Origin of the sequence: Sphingomonas sp. CV7422 (genome assembly GCF_027945725.1) — a bacterium.
Taxonomy (GTDB): Bacteria; Pseudomonadota; Alphaproteobacteria; order Sphingomonadales; family Sphingomonadaceae; genus Sphingomonas; species Sphingomonas kyungheensis.
In genome coordinates this window covers 2785522-2804491 of sequence record NZ_CP115900.1, presented here as the reverse complement: position 1 = coordinate 2804491, position 18970 = coordinate 2785522, and the positions used below count along the sequence as shown (strand labels likewise).

Sequence of the window (18970 nt, the reverse complement as noted above, 5' to 3'; positions counted from 1 at the left end):
CGAAACGACGGGAGCCCTTCAGCCCAGCGCCGGCATCGCCGCTGCCGCCGCCGCATAGCCGCGTCGCATCTGCCGCAGTGCGCCGGCGACGCGATCGGCGTCGAGCGCATCGACGATCGGGTCGTAGCCGCTTGGCACGATGCCCTGGCCGAGCAGCACCGCCACCCAGCTCGGCACGGTGAACAATTCGTCGTCGTAGCGGAAGATGCGGCCCTTTTCGCGGAACAGCGCGAGCTTGCGGATCAGCGTCTCGGGCAGCGCCATCGTGCCGACATGCCGCCAGAACGGCGTATCGTCGCGGCGCGTCGCGGCATAATGGAGGATGATGAAGTCGCGGATCGCGGCATATTGATCGCCCATGAGCCGGTTATATTCGTCCCGCTCGACCGTGCCGAAGCCCTGGTCCGGGAAAAGCGCGAACAGCTTCGAAATTCCGTCCTGGATCAGGTGGATGCTGGTCGATTCGAGCGGCTCGAGGAACCCGCCGGCCAGTCCGAGCGCGACGACGTTGCCCGCCCACAATTTTGTCCGCCGGCCGGCGCGGAACGACAGGCGGCGCGGTTCGGCGGTCGGCGCGGCGTCGAGGTTCGCCATCAGCACCCGCTCGGCGGTTTCGTCGTCGGTGAAGGCGCTGGCATAGACATGGCCGTTGCCGGTGCGGTGCTGCAACGGAATGCGCCACTGCCAGCCGGCATCATGCGCGGTCGCCTGCGTATAGGGCAGGAGCGACCCCTGCCGCGCGGTCGGCAGCGCGATGGCGCGATCGCAGGGCAGCCAGTGCGACCAATCCTCGAAGGCGACGCCCATCGTCTCGCCGAGCAGCAGGCTGCGGAAGCCGGTGCAGTCGAGGAACAGCTCGCCCGCGACGCGGCGGTCGCCCTCCAGCCGCACGGCGGCGACATGGCCGCGCGCGTCGCGCTCGACGCCGGTGATCCGGCCCTCGATCCGCGTCACCCCTTGCGCCTCGGCATGACCGCGCAGCAGCGCGGCATAGAGGCCGGCGTCGAAATGATAGGCGTAATCGAGCTGCCCGGTCGGCGAACGCGGATCGCCGGCGGGAGGCGCGAAGCGTCCGGCCCGCGCCGCCACCGCGGCGATCGCATAATCGCCGTAGCTGCCGATCTCCGCCCGGTCGCGCAGGCGCAGCCACAATTGATGGAAGTTGAGCCCCTCGATCTCATGGCCGACGGTGCCGAAGGGGTGCATGTAGCGCTCGCCCAGAGCGCCCCAGCCGACGAACTCGATGCCGAGCTTCGGCGTGCCGCCGGTCGCGCGCAGGAAGCTCGCCTCGTCGAGGCCGATCCGCGCGTTGAAGCCGCGGATCGGCGGGATCGTCGCCTCGCCGACGCCGACCGTGCCGATCGCCTCCGATTCGATCAGGGTGATCGTCCGCTGCCCGTCGTTGAGGAAGCGGGCCGCCGCCGCGGCGGCCATCCAGCCGGCGGTGCCGCCGCCGACGATCACGACGCTGCGGATCGGCGGGTTCATCGGCTGCGCGCTCCGCCGGCCTGCGCCAGCCAGGCGGGATAGGGGGGCAGTTGCGCGGGCAGCGCGGCGATCGCGGTGCGCAGCTGCGTCATCGCCGCGATGGCGCTGACCCGCGGCACCGACAGCGCGACCGGATCGCGCCGCTGCGGCGATACGCCCAGTCCGATCAGCGCCTGCCACCATTGCGCCGGCGCGACCATCTCCTCCTCGACCGGCGGCAGCGTGCCGCGCTGGCCGAATTGCGCGAGCGCGGTGGCAAGCTCGGCGGGCGGCTCGGCCTTGCGCGCCGCATGCCAGAAGCTGCCGCGCCTTGCCGTTCCCGCGAGATAGAAAGCGGCGGCATAGGCATGCAGGCGTTCGGCGCGCAATGTCGCGCGGCGGTTGTATTCCGCGATCAGCAACGGTTCGGGCGTGCGCGCCGGCATCAGCGACAGCGCGAGTTCGAGCTGCGCGAGCGCCAGCGTATAGCCGGGCCAGCCGAGCGGCCCGAGCGCCGCGGCGGCATCGCCGATCGCCAGCACCGTGCCGGCGAACGGCGCGACCTGCCGTCGCGGATGGAGCGCGATCCGCTCCGCCGGGCCGGGCAGTTCCTTGGCGGCGCGCGCGTCGTTGGTCGTCTCACGCGCATAGGCAAAGCCGACGAGCGTCCGCCGTGCCAGCGGCCAGCGCGCGCCCCAGCCATGGCTGCCCGCCTCATAGCGGTCGAGCGGCGATGGCCTGGCCGCGGCGGCGGCGAGCAGCAGCCGGTCGACGGGCAGGGTCGCGCGCCAGTCGACCCAGGCCGCATCCTCGGCCGCGAGCAACGCCGCCGGTCCGCTCGCGTCGATGAACAGATCCGCGGTCAGCCGCGTGCCACCGTCGACCAGCAGGGCGATGGTCTGTCCCGCCTGCCGCTCGACCGACAGCGAGGTCGGCGCGATCAGCCGCACCCTGGCTGCGCGCATCGCGGCGAGCAGCGCCGGGGTCAGCGCCTCGGGATCGAGCCGCAGCGTGTAGTTGAGCGACGACAGCAGCGACGCGCGGTCCTCGGCGGGCGGGGCGAACCGCTCCGCCTGCGCGAGCACCGCCGCCGGCACCAGCGTTTCGAACGCGCCCTCGCCATGCGCGCGCCATAGCTGGTGCGGCGGTGCCCCGGCGAGATTGGCGACGCCGTCGCCTTCGCCGACCGTGAACGCCGGCTCGCCCCAGGCGAACCGTTCGCCCAGCCGGTGCGTCGCGACGCCGCCCGCGACCAGCGCCGCCTCGTCGAGGCCGAGCGTCTCGAACATCTCGGCGACCGCGGGGGTCACCGCCGGCAACCGGTCGGCGAGCGCCGCCGGATCGGCTTTGGTCGCGACGAGGCTGACCGTCGCGCGCGGCAAGGCGCGGGCGAAGGCGATGGCGGCGGTCAGCGCGACGATCCCGCCGCCGACGACGACGATGTCGTGCAGCGCTTCGCGCCGGTTCACGCCGCGGTTCCGAGATAGGCGGCATGATCGGGCATCGCCGCGACCGCACCGGCGATGCCGCCACGGAGCGCGGCGAGCGCCCGGTCGAGCGACGCGCCGTCGGGCAGGTCGGCGCGCGGGTCCCAGCCCTCGGGAACGATGTTCTGACCGAGATAGACCGCGATCCAGCTCGGTTCGAGGAACAGGCCGTGGGTGTAGCGCGCGACCTGCCCGGTCTGCCGCCACAGGGTCATGGCGGCGGTGAGGCTGTCGGGGATCGTCATCGTGCGGACATGATCCCAGAACGGCGAATCGTCGCGCGTCGTCGCGTGATAATGAAGGATCAGGAAGTCGCGCAGCCGGTCGTATTCCGCATCGACCAATGTATTGAAGCCGTCGCGATCGGCGGCGCAGACCCGCGCCGCCGGGAAATGCTCGATCAACTGGGTGATCGCCATCTGCACCAGATAGATGCTGGTCGATTCGAGCGGTTCGAGAAAGCCCGAGGCGAGCCCGATCGACACGACGTTGCCGACCCAGCTGCGCCGCCGCCGCCCGGCGCGGAAGCGCAGGTGGCGCGGCTCGGCGAGCGGCGGGCTCTCCATCGCGGCGACCAAAGCGTCGGTCGCCGCGCCTTCGCTCAGATACTCGCTCGCATAGACATAGCCGTTGCCGATGCGGTGGGTGAGGGGGATGCGCCAGCGCCATCCCGCCGCCATCGCGGTGGCGCGGGTATAGGGCTCGATCCCGCCTTCGGGCGAGGCGCAGGGCGCGGCGACCGCACGGTCGCACGGCAGCCAGTGCGACCAGTCCTCCCACGCCTCGTCCAGCGTCCCGCCGATCAGCAATGCGCGAAAGCCCGAACAGTCGATGAACAGGTCGCCCGCGATCCGTGTGCCGTCGGCGAGCGTCACCGCGGCGATGTCGCCACTCTCGCCGTCGCGTTCGACCGAGACGACGCGGCCCTCGGTGCGCTTCGCGCCGCGCGCCTCGGCATGGCAGCGCAGGAAGGGGCCGAACAGCGTCGCGTCGAACTGATAGGCATAGCCATAGGCATTGGCGAGATCGTGCGGATCGGCACCCGGCCGGGTGAAGCGCAGCGCCGCCGCCGCGGCCACCGCGGTCGAATAGTCGCCGATCGGCGGCACCGTGCCGGCATGATGGCGGCGCAGCCAGTAATGATGGAAGCCGACCCCGTCGAGCGCCCGGCCATAGCTGCCGAAGGGGTGGATATAGGCATCGCCGATCGCGCCGAAGTCGCGGAATTCGATGCCGAGCTTGAACGTCGCATGGGTCGCCGCCATGAACGCCGCCTCGTCGATGCCGAGCCGGGTGACGAAGGCGCGCAGGTGCGGCAGCGTCGCCTCGCCGACACCGACGATGCCGATTTCCGCCGATTCGATCAGGTGGACCTCGGCGGCGCCGGGCGCCAGCGTCGCAAGCGCCGCGGCGGTCATCCAGCCGGCGGTGCCGCCCCCGACGATCACCACCCTGATCCGCTCCTCGCCCGCCACCTGTCCTCCCCTCGCGTTCCCGCGCCGTCGGCGGCGCGTCTGATACCGCTGCCTTATGCCCGTTCGGGTCCTGATCTCCATCGGGAAATTCGCGCTTGGTGCCAGATGGCGGATAGGGCTCGGACGAATAACAGGCCGAGGGTGGCGGGATGCGGCCACACGCTTACCCGCACGGACATTGTCAACGTTGACAAGGGCGTCCCGGCACGGTCTTGGTTCCGCTGTCAAAAAGGCGTGCGCGCAGGGAGAGAATGATGGCTTTGAGGTTCGCTACGGCAGGTGCGGCGATGGCGCTGATCGCAGGCGCGATGCCGGCGCTGGCGCAGCAACAGGCCGCGCTGCCCGCCGCCGCGACCGCGCATCCCGATCAGTGGCCGGTGCTGCCGATGCAGCTGAAGCAGGACCCGAAGGTCGAGGCGCGCGTCGCCGCGATCCTCGCCAAGATGAGCATCGAGGACAAGGTCGGCCAGCTGATCCAGGTCGACATCGCCAGCATCACGCCCAGGGATCTCGAGACCTACAAGCTCGGCTCGATCCTCAACGGCGGCAATTCGGCGCCCAACGGCGATGAATTCGCCCCCGCGCCGGAATGGCTCAAGCTGTTCGACGCCTTCTACGACGCCTCGGTCAAGCGCAGCGACGGTCGTCCGGTGGTGCCGGTGATCTGGGGCACCGATGCGGTGCACGGCGCCAACAATATCGTCGGCGCGACGCTGTTCCCGCACAATATCGGCCTCGGCGCGATGCGCGACCCGGCGCTGATCAAGAAGATCGGCGCGGTCACCGCGCTCGAGACCGCCGCCACCGGCATCGACTGGAGCTTCGCGCCGACCGTCGCGGTCGTGCAGGACGACCGCTGGGGCCGCACCTACGAAAGCTATTCGGAGGATCCGGCGATCGTCGCTTCCTATGCCGGCCAGATGGTCGAGGGCATCCAGGGCACGATCGGGCAGGACTTCATGAAGCCCGGCCACGTCATCTCCTCGGTCAAGCATTTCCTCGGCGACGGCGGCACCGGTGGTCATGACCAGGGCGATACGCGCGTGTCGGAGACGGTGCTGCGCGACGTCCACGCCGCCGGCTATATGACCGCGCTGCCCGCCGGTGCGCTGACCGTCATGCCGAGCTTCTCGAGCTGGAACGGCGAGAAGATGACCGGCAACAAGAGCCTGCTCACCGGCGTGCTCAAGGATCGCTGGGGCTTCCAGGGCTTTACCATCGGCGACTGGAACGCGCACGGGCAGGTGACCGGCTGCACCAACGAGGATTGCGCCCCCGCGATCAATGCCGGGCTCGACATGTTCATGTACTCCGGCCCGAAGTGGAAGGAGCTCTACGCCAATACGCTGCGCGAGGCGAAGGCGGGGACGATCCCCGCCGCGCGGCTCGACGATGCGGTGCGCCGCATCCTGCGCGTCAAGGTGATCGCCGGCACGTTCGACAATGGCCGCCCCTCGGCGCGGCCGATGTCGGGCAAGTTCGCGCTGCTCGGCGCGCCCGAACATCGCGCCATCGCGCGGCAGGCGGTGCGCGAGTCGCTGGTGCTGCTCAAGAACAACGGCAACGTGCTGCCGGTGAAGCCGGGCGCCAACATCCTCGTCGCCGGCCGCGGCGCCGACGACATCGGCCAGCAGGCCGGCGGCTGGTCGATCACCTGGCAGGGCACCGACGTCACCAACAAGAATTTCCCCAACGGCCAGTCGATCTGGTCGGGGATCGACGCCGCGGCGCGGGCGGCCGGCGGCAAGGCGACGCTCGCCGTCGACGGCGCCTTCACCGCCAAGCCCGACGTCGCGATCGTCGTCTTCGGCGAGACGCCCTATGCCGAATTCACCGGCGACCGTCCGAGCCTGGAGTACAGCCCGGACGACAAGAGCGACCTCGCGCTGCTCAAGAAGCTCAAGGCGGCGGGCGTGCCGACCGTCGCGGTGTTCCTCTCGGGCCGGCCGATGTGGGTCAATCCCGAGATGAACGCCGCCGACGCCTTCGTCGCCGCCTTCCTGCCGGGCACCGAGGGCGGCGGCGTCGCCGACCTGCTGATCGCCGGCAAGAACGGCCGCCCGGTCGCCGACTTCCACGGCAAGCTGAGCTTCAGCTGGCCCAAGCGGATCGACCAGAACGTGCTCAACAAGCGCGATCCCGGCTATGATCCGCTGTTCCCGATCGGCTTCGGCATGACCTATGCCGATCACACCACGCTCGGCCGGCTCGACGAGACCAAGCCCAAGGTGTCGGCGGCGGATCAGAACGCGCTGTTCGTGCGCGGCCGTGTCGTCGGCGGTGCGCGCATCGGCCCGAGCGGCGCGGTGGTCCAGACGCGCACCGATCGGCGCGGGCAGGAGGATAGTCTGCGTCTCGCCTATAGCGGCGCCGGCAGCGTCGCGATCGAACAGGCGACGCCGATCGACCTGACCCGCGAGACCAACGGCGACCTCAGCCTGATCGTCGAATATCGCGTCACCGCCGCACCGGCGGGGACGGTGACGCTCGACGTTGCCGATACCGCCAAGACGGCGACCGTGCCGCTGACCGGGGCGATGCGCGTCGGCGACTGGACCAGCGTCGCGGTGCCGCTGCGCTGCTTCGCCAATCAGGGGCTGACGATGGGCAAGGTGACCAAGCCGTTCGCGCTGACCAGCAGTGCTGCGCTCGGTGTCGACGTGTCGACGATCCGCATCGGCAGCGCGACCAACGCCATCGCCTGCGGTGGCAAGTGAGCGGCGCCGACTGGTCGCGGCGCGGGCTGATCGGCGGCGCAACGCTGCTGACGCTCGCCGCCGCGAGCGGAGCGGGCGCGCAGACCGCGGCGGGCGAGGAGGTCGTGCCGCTGTGGCCGGGGCGTATTCCGGGCGCGCGCGGCACCGCGATCACCCGCAAGATCGAGCAACGCTCGAAGACCGCGGGCTTCGACGACCGCTGGGTGACCGGGATCGACGCGCCCGCATTGGTCGTCAAACGCCCGGCGCGCGCCACCGGCGCGGCGGTGCTGCTGGTGCCGGGCGGCGGCTATGGCTTCCTCTCCTACGACAATGAGGGCGTCGAGCAGGCACGCTGGCTCAATGCGCTGGGCGTCACCTGCTTCATCCTGCTCTATCGCCTGCCGGGCGAGGGCTGGAACGACCGCCGGCTGGTGCCGCTGCAGGACGCGCAGCGCGCGATGCGGCTAATCCGCAGCCGCGCGGCGAGCTTCGGCGTCGATCCCACGCGCGTCGCGGTGCTCGGCTTTTCGGCGGGCGGTCATCTCGCGGGTTCGCTGGCGACTCGGCATGGCGAGGCGACCTATGCCCCGATCGATGCCGCCGACCGTCTGTCGGCGCGCCCCGATCTCGCCGGGCTGATCTATCCGGTGATCAGCATGGACGCGGCGATCACCCACCGCGGCTCGCGCGACAATCTGCTCGGGCCGACGCCGGATGCGGCGACCGTCGCGGCCGCCTCGGTCGAGCGGCGCATCACGGCGGAGACGCCACCGGTCTTCCTCGTCCACGCCAGCGACGACGACACGGTGCCGATCGCCAACAGCCTCAACATGTATGCCGCGCTGCTCGCCGCGAAGCGGCCGGCCGAGTTGCACGTGTTCGACGAAGGTGGCCATGGCTTCGGCACCCGCCTCGCCAAGACGATGCCCGCCGCGGCCTGGCCGACGCTGTTCGCGGCCTATGCGCGGCGCAAGGGGGTGTTCGCGGGGTAGCGGGCAGGCCGTCGGTCGGCCGTCGGTTATCTCGTCCAGCATTCCCGCGGTCACGATGCGTCTTCGAAAATCCGTCCGGCTCAAATCAGGCCCACCCCGGCGGAGGCCGGGGTCCAGTTGGATGAAGGTCGGCAACAGTATCCGACGGTCTGCCCATCTGGATCCCGGCCTTCGCCGGGATGGTCGAAAAAGCCGCTAAGTATTCCCGCGAAGGCGGGAATCCAGTGGCCAAGCAGAGCGCCCGCTTGTGGCGGAAGACACTGGGCTCCCGCCTACACGGGAGCTCAGATCACCTGCGAAACGCTCTTCGCCTCCGAGCGGGCAGGGCGCCTTACTTTATCCGGATCGTCATCGGCTTGCCGCTATACGTCACCTGCGTCGTGCCATTCTCGGTGAAGTCGACCGGCTCGGCCTTGCCCGGCGTGTGGAAGCGTACCGACATCGCGCGGGTCGCGGGCATGCCCGGATAGTCCCCGGTGCGCGCGCCGATCGTCAGCGTGCGGCTTGCCTCGTTCCACGCCACCGGCACGCGCGCGTACTTGCCCTTGGCATAGCCCTGCGAGACGCCGTCGTCCTCGTACAGCGAGAAGGCGCCGTCCTTGCCGGTGAAGACGTGGAGGACGATCGGCCCGCCCGGCTGTTCGCGCGCATATTGCACCGCCGGCCCGGTCGGCAGGATCGCGCCGGCGCGAACGAACAGCGGCATCCGTTCATAGGGTGCCGCCGCGGTGATCGCCTGACCGCCGGCATAATGCTGGCCGGTGGCGAAATCGTACCAGTCGGCCCCGGCAGGCAGATACACCGCACGCGAGCGCGCCTTGAACGCGGTCACCGGCGCGACGAGGAGATCGCGGCCGAACAGATATTCGTCGTCGACGTTCCACGCCTTGCGGTCGGCGGCATAGTCCATGACCAGCCCGCGCATGATGCTGCCGTCCTTGAAGAACGTATCCGCCGCGGTCGTGTAGATATAGGGCATCAGCCGGTAGCGGAGCTGGTCGTACCAGAGCATCGACGCCGCCATCGCCGGATCGCTCGCGCTCAGTTCGTAGATTTCGCGCTTCGGCGTCTCGCCATGGCTGCGGAACAGCGGGCTCAACGCGCCGAACTGGAACCAGCGCAGGTTGAGCTCGCGCCATTCGGGCAGTGCGGCCGGCTCGGCGTTGGTATAGCGATCCTCGACCGCGAAGCCGCCGATGTCGTGCGTCCAGTTGGGCACGCCCGACATCGACAGATTGACGCCCGCCGAGATCTGGTCGCGCAGATCGTCCCATCGTGCGGCGACATCGCCAGACCAGAGCGCCGCGCTGGCGCGCTGCAAGCCGGCGAAGCCCGAGCGGGTGAGGATGAACGGCCGCGTATCCGGATTGGTCTCGCGCAGCCCCTCGGCGAAGCCGGCGGCATGGACCAGCGGGAAGCTGTTGAAATAGGCGCCGCCCGGCCCGAGCGCATTAGGACCCATGACGTATTTGCGCTCGTCGATCGACAGGTTGGAATGGATGTCGGGCTCGGTCGCGTCCATCCACCAGGCGTCGATGCCGAGCTTGACGAGATTGTCGCGCACCTGCCGGTAGTAGATCTTGCGCGCCTCCGGGTAATAGGGATCATAGTCGGTGTTGAGATAACCCGGCCCGACCCAGTCCTTGTTCTTCAGCTTGAGGTTGCCCTGATACAGGAAGCCCTTGGCGGCGAGTTCCTTGGCATTGTCGGTATTGGGATAGAATTTCGGCCAGACCGAGATCATCAGCTGCGCGTTGAGCTTGTGCACCTCGTCGACCATCCCCTTGGGGTCGGGGAAGCGGGTCTTGTCGAACTGGTGGCTGCCCCATTGATCCTGCGGCCAGTAGAACCAATCCTCGACGATATTGTCGAGCGGGATCTGCCGCTTGCGATATTCGCGCACGACGCCGACCAATTGCTCCTGCGTCTCGTAGCGCTGCCGGCTCTGCCAGAAGCCATAGGCCCATTGCGGCATCATCGGCGCCTTGCCGGTCAGCCCGCGATAGCCGGCGACGACATCGTCCATATCCTTGCCCGCGACGACATAATAGTCGACCGCCTTGCCCGCCTCCGACGACAGCCACAGCGAATGACGATCCGCCTGGGGCAGTGGATCATTGTGGAAGAACGCCATGTAACCGGCGTTGGGCTCCCATTCGATGCGGATCGCCACCGGCTTGCCGGCGGTCATCGGCAGGTCGATATTATGGTACCAGGGGTTCCAGTTCTGCCGCCAGCGGTCGAGCACCAGCTTGCCGTCGGCATAGACCTTGAAATAGCTCGAGCCATAGACGCGGAATTTGTGCGTGCCGGTGATCGTCGGATCGACCGTGCCGGTCCACACGACGCGCTGCTTGCCGACCACCTTGCCGGCGGTATTCTGGCCGCTGTCGGCGGAGGCGACGGTCTGCGCCTTGGCCTCGGCCGGCCAGCGCGCCTGATCCTTGATATATTGATAGTTGATCGTCGCTTCCTGCCGCGTCGCCGCCAGCCGGTCGCCGAGATAATATTGCGCGGTCCAGCCCGGCTTGCCGTTGCTCGCCACCTTCAGCCCGTCGCCGACCAAGGCATAAGGCTTGGGATTACCGAAGCGGGTGATCGAATTATTGTCCCACAGCAGCCCGTAATTGCGCGTCGAGACGACGAACGGGATGGCGATGTCCATATTGTGCTGGGCGAGTTCGACGTCCTCGCCGTTGTAGTTCATCTGCCGGTTCTGATGCTGGCCGAGGCCGTAGAAGCCTTCGTCGCTGGCGCGGTTGAACTGCTGCTGCGTCGCCAGATAATTTTTTCCCTCGACGCTGGTGCCGAACGCGGCGCGGGGCGCCTCGTCGAGCAGCACCTTGCCCGCGGCGTCGCGAACGGTGAGGTGACCGTCGGACAGGCGGATCTCGGCGCTCGCCTTGGCGAGGCGCAGCGTCACCGCGCCGGCGCTCTCGCTGATCTGCGGCGCGCCATGCGGCTTGGCGACGACCATCAGGCTGTCGGGCAGCGCGAGGTCGGTGCCGGGAACGGCGGTGACGCGAAAGCTGTCATCGCCATAAGCGACGACGCGGACGCGCTTGGCCGGACCGCTGTCGGGCGTGACGACGACGCCCTGGTCGATGCGCTGCACCTCGGCGGCGAGCGCCGCGCCGGAGACGGAGACGGCAAGAGCCGCGACGGCGCGGGCGAGGAAACGGAAGGTCATCGGTCTGATCCTGATCGGCAGGGAAGAGAAATCCGTCCGCCCGATGCCTGTCGAAGGACAGGGCCACCGGCGCGGGGTCGCCGGTGGATAGCGGGGCTTCGACAGGCTCGGCCCGGACGGAACATCGGGGAGGCTAGCGATAGGTGCCGAGCGTCACGCGCAGCAACGTCGGCTTTGTCAGGTTGAGGCCGTAATCCGTCTGGTCGCCGTTCCAGACGCGCAAGGTCGTCCACGTCCCGGCGGCATCGAGGCTGCCTTCCTCGACGCTGAGATACTGGCTGTTTTCGCCCTTGACCGCACTCGCCCGGTCGAATTTGACGCGGACGTCGGAGCCGGCGAGCAGGAACTGGTCCGGCCCGAGCTGCGCCACCGCGACGCCGCCGACCGGCTGGTCGCGGGTCGGGTTGGGATCGGACTTGAGCCACTGCGAATCGCGGTCGCCGAACTGCCACTGGCCATATTGCGCGGTGATCGTCCAGCGGCCCATCGTGCCGGTCTCGTCGCTCGCGTCGGCGGGCTTGGCGCTGCCCCAGGTCGGATGCGCCAGCGACATCTTCGCCCAGCCGCGCGCGTTCGGCGCCATCAGCGCGAACTTGTCGCCGAAGGCGGCGACCGTCGCCGCGTCGATCACCTTGCTGCCGAGCGGATAATTGACATAGCCGGTATCGTCGAAGCCGAACGGCGAGAAACCGATGCCGCCATGGCCAAGCACCGGCCACAGATAGCGCGCATAGGCGACGGCATTGCCCGTCTCCGGGATCATCAGCGCATTGTCGGGGCGGCCGTAGAGCTTGAGGAAGGCGGCATAGGTCTTGGGATCGGCATTGTAGAGATCGGGCGCGACGACATCGAGATGCGGGGCGGCGGCCTTCCACACGTCGATGATCGTCCAGTTCGGCCCGCCGCTCGCGCCGCCGTCCTCGCCGGGCGTCGCGAACGGGCTGCCGACCGCGGCATTGGCGTACATCGGCAGGTCGAGCACCGCCCGTCCCGCCGCGGCGATCTCGTCGACATAGCGCGCGACGTACCAGCCGTTGAACGCCGCCTCGGCGAGCTTGCCATAGACCGTCGTCCAGTCGCCGCGCTTGCCGGTCGTCTTGGCGAGGGCCGCCGGCACCGGCTGGCGGAACAGCGCCTGCGCCGTGGGCGACAGATCGCGGTTCTGACCATAGACGCCGGTCTCGTTCTCGACCTGCACCATGATGACGCGGTGGTCGGGATCGTTCGCCTTGAGATGCTGCATCAGCGCCACGAAAGCGCGCTTGTCCGCCTCCAGCGTGGTGCGCGCATGCGGGGTGAAGGTCGGGTGGGTCGAGCCGTCCGCCTTGCGCATCCGCGGGAAGCGCCTGGGATCGCTCTTGACCCAGGCGGGGGTATAGCTCGGCCCGGTGTTCTTCCAGGTGCCGAACCAGAGCAGCACCAGCCGCGTGTCATGCGTCCGCGCGCCGGTGAGCAGGGCGTCGACATAGGAGAAGTCGAACTGCCCCTCGACCGGCTCGACCTGTTCCCAGGCGACCGGGATTTCGAGCGTATTGGCGTGGATCCGCTCGACCATCGGCCAGACCTTGGGCAGCATGCCGGTATAATTGCTGCTGTTGTTCGCCTGGATGCCGAGCATCAGGAAGGGTGCGCCGTCGACGAGCAGCGCGTGGCGGCCATCGCGCGCGATGATCCTGGGCAGCGGCGCGGCGGTCTGCGCCGCGACCGGTTGTCCAGCCAGCATCGTCGCCAGCAAAGGCGCAGCGAGCCACCGCGCAGTCCTGCCCATCATCGTCATCCTCCCGGTTCGCGTCGGCCGCCGCGGCGTCCGTCTGTTATGGTGGCGCTACCAAAGCGCGGCCGGAATGTCGATAAGTAAGACATAAGGTCATGGTCGTAGATGCGCGGGCAGGGGGCAGGAAAGCGTTGATATGCGGTGTTTATGACCGCTGCCGTGGTGTCGCTGCCGTTCGTCGCGGAGGCTCGCGCGAGCTGTTCGGACCAGCGCAGATGTCGGACGATTGCTGCTTCGTGATATTATGTGGCCGAGTGGCAGGAAGAACGCACCGCCGCGATCATGCCGGTGCCGCGATCGCTGCTCTGTCGCTACCGTGCCTTGCAATCCCCCAGTCCCGCGCGGCCGCCGCTGCTGCTATACCGCTGCCATGCCGCTCGCCACCGCTTCGCTCGAATCGCCCGTCGGCACGCTGACGCTGGTCGCGAGCGACGTCGGGCTGGTTGCGGTGCTGTGGCCCGATGACGATCCGCGAAGGGTCGCGCTCGAGCCGGCGACGGCGGCAGCGGATCACCCGATCCTCGTCGCCACGGCGGGGCAGTTGCGCAGCTATTTCGATGGCGGCCGCAGGACGTTCGACCTGCCGCTCGACTGGCGCGGCACGGCGTTCCAGCGCGAGGTGTGGGCGGCGCTGCTGACCATCCCTTATGGCGAGACGCGCAGTTACGGCGCGCTGGCCCGCGCGATCGGACGACCCGCGGCATCGCGGGCGGTCGGCGCCGCGAACGGACGCAACCCGCTGTCGATCATCGCACCCTGCCACCGCGTCGTCGGCAGCACCGGCCAGCTTACCGGCTTCGCGGGCGGGCTGAAGGCGAAGGCGACGCTGCTCGCGCTGGAGCGCCGGTCGGGCGAGTTGCCGCTGTAACGCAGCGCTGTGCAACTTTCGGCACACATTCGCCGCGACGCTCCCCGACCATCGCGCCACCTGTCGCTGCGATGATCGCTAAGTCACTGTAATACAATGGTTTTAATCATTCGCTGTGGTCATTGCCTGCGGCGGGCGGGACACGGCATTCTCCTGCGACGCTCCACGGCCAGCAAGAGCCGGTACGCGCCGTTACAGAGGATGAAAGGCATCTCATGAGCATCACCGTCGCCGCGACGCCGTCCGGAGGTCCCGTCGCACCGCCCGCCGCCAGGCCGTGGTACAAGCAGCTGTACCTGCAGGTACTGATCGCGATCGTCGCCGGCGTGCTGCTCGGCCATTTCGCGCCGCAGACCGGCGAGGCGATGAAGCCGATCGGCGATGCCTTCATCAAACTGGTCAAGATGGTGATCGCGCCGGTGATCTTCCTCACCATCGTCACCGGCATCGCGGGGATGCGCGATCTCGGCGCGGTCGGCCGCGTCGCAGGCAAGGCGTTCCTCTATTTCCTGTTCTTCTCGACGCTGGCGCTGATCGTCGGCCTGATCGTCGCCAATGTCGTCCGGCCCGGCGCGGGGCTCAACATCGATCCTGCCAGCCTCGACACGAGCAAGGTCGCCGAATTCGCCGAGAAGGCGCATGAATCGACGATCACCGGCTTCCTCACCGGCATCATCCCCGACACCTTCCTGTCGTCGCTGACCGAGGGCAATATCCTCCAGACGCTGTTCGTCTCGATCCTGTTCGGCATCGCGCTGGCGCTGATCGGCGATCGCGGCACCAAGGTGCTGCACGTGCTGGAGGATATCTCGCTCGCCTTCTTCAAGGTGGTCAGCATCGTCATGAAGGCGGCGCCGATCGGGGCGTTCGGCGCGATGGCCTTCACCATCGGCAAATATGGCGTCGGCACGCTCGCCAATCTCGCGCTGCTGGTCGGCACCTTCTACTTCACCTCCCTGCTGTTCGTGCTGGTGGTGCTCGGGGCGATGAGCCGGCTGTGCGGCTTTTCGATCCTGCGGCTGATCGCCTACCTCAAGGCGGAGCTGCTGCTGGTGCTCGGCACCTCCTCGTCGGAAAGCGCGCTGCCGGCGTTGATCGAGAAGATGGAACGCGCCGGCTGCCCCAAGTCGATCGTCGGGCTGGTCGTGCCGACCGGCTATTCGTTCAACCTCGACGGCACCAACATCTACATGACCTTGGCGGCGCTGTTCATCGCGCAGGCGTGCAACGTCGACCTGACGCTCGGCCAGCAATTGCTGCTGCTCGGCGTCGCGATGCTGTCGTCGAAGGGCGCGGCGGGGGTGACCGGGGCGGGCTTCATCACGCTCGCCGCGACCCTGTCGATCGTGCCGAGCGTACCGGTCGCCGGCATGGCGCTGATCCTCGGCGTCGACCGCTTCATGAGCGAATGCCGCAGCCTGACCAATTTCATCGGCAATGCGGTGGCGACGGTGGTCGTCTCGCGCTGGGAGGGGCGGCTCGACCACGCCCAGCTCGACGCCGCGCTGCACGGCCGCGCGTTGCGCGTCGATCAGCTTCCCGCCGACGCCGTTCCCGCCGCCTAAGGACCGATCATGATCTACCGCAGCTGCGCCCTCGCCGGCGCCACCGCCTCGCTCGTCCTCGCGACCGGCGCGATCGCCCAGACTAACGTCCCGCCGAGCGAAGCGGGGCAGACGCGCAATCCGGCGACGCCGACCGTCACCAGCTACCCTTCGGCCGCGGCCGGCGACGGCGCCACCACCAACGGCTTCAACCTGTCGCGCTGGGCGGAGGATTGGAGCAGCTATCGTGATCCGGCCAAGCGCCATGATATCCTCGACCGGCTCAAATTCCTGCCGATCGATGCCGATGGCGACGTCTATCTGACGCTGTCGGGCGAGGCGCGGCTGCGGGTGAACCACACCACCAACCCCAATCTGCGCGATTCGCGCGCGCAGCGGCAGGACATCAACCGGCTGGTGGGAGGTGCCGATCTCCACGTCGGTCCGCATTTCCGCGCCTTCGCCGAGATCGCGCACGGCGGCATCTCCGGCGTCGAACTCGGCGTGCCCGCCGCGACGTTGCGCAACGACCTCGTCGTCCAGCAGGCGTTCGTCGAGGGAGATGCCGAGGTTTCCGGTGTCGCGATCGGCGCGCGCTACGGGCGGCAGGAATTCACCGACGGCGCCAATCTGCTCGTCTCGCAGCGCGACAACAATACGATCCGCTACACGCTCAACGGCATCCGTGCCTGGGCACGCGGCCGCCGCGTGCGCGTCGACCTGTTCGACCTCAAGCCGACGCAATATGGCGATCTCGGCGCGGAGGACGACATCAGCGATCCCGCCCGGCGCTTCTCCGGCGTGACCTTCGGCTTTGCCGCGCCGACGCACTGGTTCGGCGGCTCGAAACTCTATGTCGATCCGTTCTTCTGGCGGCGGCGCAACAGCGTCGGCGCGTGGGGCGGGCGGATCGGGCCGGCGACGCGTTATTACGCCGGGACGCGCCTTTATGGCGATGCCGGGCCGCTGACGATCGACTGGACGGTCAACCACCAGTCCGGCCGCTATATCGATCAGGATATCGACGCCTGGCAGGTCTTCCTCGCGCAGACCTATCGCCTCGGCAAGCCGGCGACCGCGCCGCGCATCGGCATCCACTTCGATTATGCGAGCGGCGGTGGCGGCTATGGCAACGGCAAGCTGCGCGATGCCTATGCGCCCTTCGGCAACAACATCTATTACAGCTATGGCCTGTTCCTCACCGCATCGAACCTGATCGCGGTCGCGCCGAACGTCACCGTCTCGCCGCTCAAACGGGTGCGCGTCACCGCCGAATATCAGCTCGCCTGGCGCGACAGCGTCACCGACGCGGTCTATCGCGCCAACGGCCAGCCGTTCGCGGGGACGCAGCGCATCGGCGATGCCAAGATCGGCGACGTCATGCGCCTGCAGGCGATCTGGGCGATCAGCCCGCGGCTGTCATTCACCGGCCGCTACGAGCATCTCGCCGCCGGCCCGTCGCTGAGCAAGGCCGGGTTCAAGAGCTCCGACTTCATGGCCGGCTGGCTCAGCTTCCGCTTCTGACCGTTCGGGATGGACGTTGCCGCGGTCACGCGCCAAGACGCGCGGCAAAAGGAGAGCCCGATGTCCGACTATGCCACCATCCTCGTCGAACGGCGCGAGCGCGTCACGCTGATCACGCTCAACCGGCCGGAGGCGCTCAATGCGCTTAACGCACAGGTACTGGACGATCTGCTCGCCGCGCTCGCCGACTTCGACGCCGACGACGGGCAGGGCTGCGCGGTGCTCACCGGCAGCGCCAAGGCCTTTGCCGCGGGGGCGGACATCAAGGAGATGCAGCCGCTCGACTTCGCCGCCGTCTATGGCCGCAACCACTTTTCGGGCTACGAACGGCTCACCGCGACGCGCAAGCCGATCATCGCCGCGGTCGCCGGCTATGCGCTCGGCGGCGGCTGCGAGCTGGCGATGATGTGCGATTTCATCCTCGCCGCGGAGACCGCCAAATTCGGCCAGCCCGAGATCAAGCTCGCGGTCAGCCCCGGCATGGGTGGGTCGCAACGGCTGGCGCGCGCGGTCGGCAAGGCCAAGGCGATGGAAATGTGCCTGACCGGCCGGATGATGGACGCCGCCGAGGCGGAGCGCGCCGGGCTGGTCAGCCGCATCGTTCCCGCCGCCGATCTGGTCGAGGAGGCGATGAAGACCGCCGCGACGATCGCGGCGATGGCGCCGCTCGCGGTGCTCGCCAACAAGGAGATGGTCAACGCCGCGTTCGAGACGACGCTGGCGCAGGGCGTCCAGTTCGAACGGCGGCTGTTCCACGCCCTGTTCGCCACCGCCGACAAGCAGGAAGGCATGGCCGCCTTCGTCGAGAAGCGTCCGGGCGCCTGGACCGGCCGCTAGCCGGCGCGCGCGAGAAAGCGTTCGGCGGCGGCGAGCGCCTGCGCCTGGACCGCGCCGGGCGCGCCGCTCGCGTCGATCACCGCATGGCGATCGGGCGAGGCGTTCGCCTGGGCAAGGAACGCCTCGCGGATGCGCTGATGGAAGGCGAGGTCGAGGCTCTCGAACCGCCCTTCGTCGATCGCCCCGTCGCTCAGGCGCTTGCGGCTGCGCGTCAGGCCGATCGTCGGATCGACGTCGAGCACCAGCGTCAGGTCGGGCCAGAGATCGTCGGTGACCGCGGCATGAAGGTCGCGGATCAGCGCCTCCGACATGCCGCGCCCCGCGCCCTGATAGGCGAGCGTCGAGCCGACGTAGCGATCCGAGACGACGACGCGTCCGGCGCTGACCGCGGGCAGCACGACGCGCGCGACATGCTGGACGCGCGCCGCGGTCATCAGCAGCAGCTCCGCGCGCGGATCCCAGGTCGCGTCCTCGCCGGCGAGCAGCAGGCTGCGCAGCGCCTCCCCCTGCGGCGTGCCGCCCGGTTCGCGCGTGCCGACCACGTCATGGCCGCGCGCCTGCAATCCGGCGACGAGCCGGCGGACGACGCCGGTCTTGCCGGACCCGTCGACGCCTTCGACCGCGATGAACACGCCCGCCATCAGCCGCAGCTCCCGGCGGGACCGGGGCGGGGGCAGGGGGCGCGGCCCGGCAAGGGGCGGAGAGGATTGGACAGGGCTGGCACGGGATCGTGGTGCGCTCAGCCGGCCAGTTGCTGGTGGTGGCGGATCACCTCGTCGATGATGAAGCGCAGGAACTTCTCGCTGAACTCAGGATCGAGCTCCGCCTCTTCGGCGAGCCGGCGCAGCCGGGCGATCTGCCGCTCCTCACGGCCGGGATCGGCGGCGGGCAGGCCGCTCGTCGCCTTGTGGCGGCCGACCGCCTGCGTCACCTTGAACCGCTCGGCGAGCAGATGGACGAGCGCCGCGTCGATATTGTCGATGCTCTTGCGATACCCCTGCAACACGTCGTCGCTCACGCCTGGCTCCTCCGGTCGGCCCGTCGCCTCCATGGTATGTGTTGCGTCTGCGAGCAAGGCTTGCGTTCGCCTCGCGCACCCGGCAGAGCGCGGGG

The 18970-nt window shown here is 68.9% G+C and carries 13 protein-coding genes; 6 read left to right on the top strand and 7 right to left on the bottom strand.

Annotated features, from left to right (window positions below):
- Positions 1 to 18: 18 nt before the first annotated feature.
- From PBN85_RS13320 to PBN85_RS13310, 3 genes are read right to left on the bottom strand one after another with little or no spacing between them, the layout of a single operon-like run.
- Positions 19 to 1488: a tryptophan halogenase family protein gene (locus PBN85_RS13320; RefSeq protein ID WP_271299296.1), complete on the bottom strand. Its 1470-nt coding sequence runs from the start codon at positions 1486 to 1488 to the stop codon at positions 19 to 21.
- Complete coding sequence (locus PBN85_RS13315) at positions 1485 to 2936, bottom strand: tryptophan 7-halogenase (RefSeq protein ID WP_271299295.1); 1452 nt, start codon at positions 2934 to 2936, stop codon at positions 1485 to 1487. The genes PBN85_RS13320 and PBN85_RS13315 overlap by 4 nt, the downstream gene beginning before the upstream one ends.
- A complete protein-coding gene (locus tag PBN85_RS13310) occupies positions 2933 to 4429 on the bottom strand; it encodes a tryptophan halogenase family protein (RefSeq protein ID WP_271299294.1) in 1497 nt (498 codons plus the stop codon). The genes PBN85_RS13315 and PBN85_RS13310 overlap by 4 nt, the downstream gene beginning before the upstream one ends.
- 254 nt (positions 4430 to 4683) lie before the next feature.
- On the opposite strand from PBN85_RS13310, the gene PBN85_RS13305 reads away from it, so the two are divergent.
- The gene (locus PBN85_RS13305; RefSeq protein ID WP_443026747.1) at positions 4684 to 7146 is read left to right on the top strand and encodes a glycoside hydrolase family 3 N-terminal domain-containing protein; all 2463 of its coding nucleotides are present in this window, start codon (positions 4684 to 4686) and stop codon (positions 7144 to 7146) included.
- The gene (locus tag PBN85_RS13300; protein ID WP_081792951.1) at positions 7143 to 8120 is read left to right on the top strand and encodes an alpha/beta hydrolase; all 978 of its coding nucleotides are present in this window, start codon (positions 7143 to 7145) and stop codon (positions 8118 to 8120) included. Before PBN85_RS13305 ends, PBN85_RS13300 begins: the two co-directional genes overlap by 4 nt.
- 331 nt (positions 8121 to 8451) lie before the next feature.
- Here PBN85_RS13300 and PBN85_RS13295 read toward each other — a convergent pair whose 3' ends face one another.
- Complete coding sequence (locus PBN85_RS13295) at positions 8452 to 11310, bottom strand: TIM-barrel domain-containing protein (RefSeq protein ID WP_271299293.1); 2859 nt, start codon at positions 11308 to 11310, stop codon at positions 8452 to 8454.
- A gap of 133 nt (positions 11311 to 11443) precedes the next feature.
- Positions 11444 to 13033 carry a DUF5597 domain-containing protein gene (locus PBN85_RS13290; RefSeq protein WP_271299292.1) on the bottom strand — a complete coding sequence of 530 codons (1590 nt, stop codon included), beginning with the start codon at positions 13031 to 13033 and terminating at the stop codon, positions 11444 to 11446.
- A 421-nt stretch (positions 13034 to 13454) separates the two neighbouring features.
- Here PBN85_RS13290 and PBN85_RS13285 point away from each other — a divergent pair, with 421 nt between their 5' ends.
- From PBN85_RS13285 to PBN85_RS13270, 4 genes are all read left to right on the top strand, one after another.
- Positions 13455 to 13952 carry a methylated-DNA--[protein]-cysteine S-methyltransferase gene (locus tag PBN85_RS13285; RefSeq protein WP_271299291.1) on the top strand — a complete coding sequence of 166 codons (498 nt, stop codon included), beginning with the start codon at positions 13455 to 13457 and terminating at the stop codon, positions 13950 to 13952.
- 215 nt (positions 13953 to 14167) lie between these two features.
- Positions 14168 to 15517: a dicarboxylate/amino acid:cation symporter gene (locus PBN85_RS13280; RefSeq protein WP_271299290.1), complete on the top strand. Its 1350-nt coding sequence runs from the start codon at positions 14168 to 14170 to the stop codon at positions 15515 to 15517.
- Between the two features lie 9 nt (positions 15518 to 15526).
- Positions 15527 to 17020, top strand: a complete 1494-nt coding sequence (locus PBN85_RS13275; RefSeq protein WP_037532668.1) for an alginate export family protein — start codon at positions 15527 to 15529, stop codon at positions 17018 to 17020.
- Positions 17021 to 17080: 60 nt separating this feature from the next.
- Entirely contained in the window at positions 17081 to 17857 is a 777-nt protein-coding gene (locus PBN85_RS13270; RefSeq protein ID WP_271299289.1) for an enoyl-CoA hydratase, read from the top strand.
- On the opposite strand, the gene tmk is transcribed toward PBN85_RS13270, so the two are convergent.
- Entirely contained in the window at positions 17854 to 18498 is a 645-nt protein-coding gene (tmk, locus tag PBN85_RS13265) for a dTMP kinase (RefSeq protein WP_271299288.1), read from the bottom strand. The two genes, PBN85_RS13270 and tmk, sit on opposite strands and share 4 nt — an antisense overlap.
- Before the next feature lie 98 nt (positions 18499 to 18596).
- The gene (locus PBN85_RS13260) at positions 18597 to 18875 is read right to left on the bottom strand and encodes a chorismate mutase (RefSeq protein ID WP_037532673.1); all 279 of its coding nucleotides are present in this window, start codon (positions 18873 to 18875) and stop codon (positions 18597 to 18599) included.
- Between the last annotated feature and the right edge of the window lie 95 nt (positions 18876 to 18970).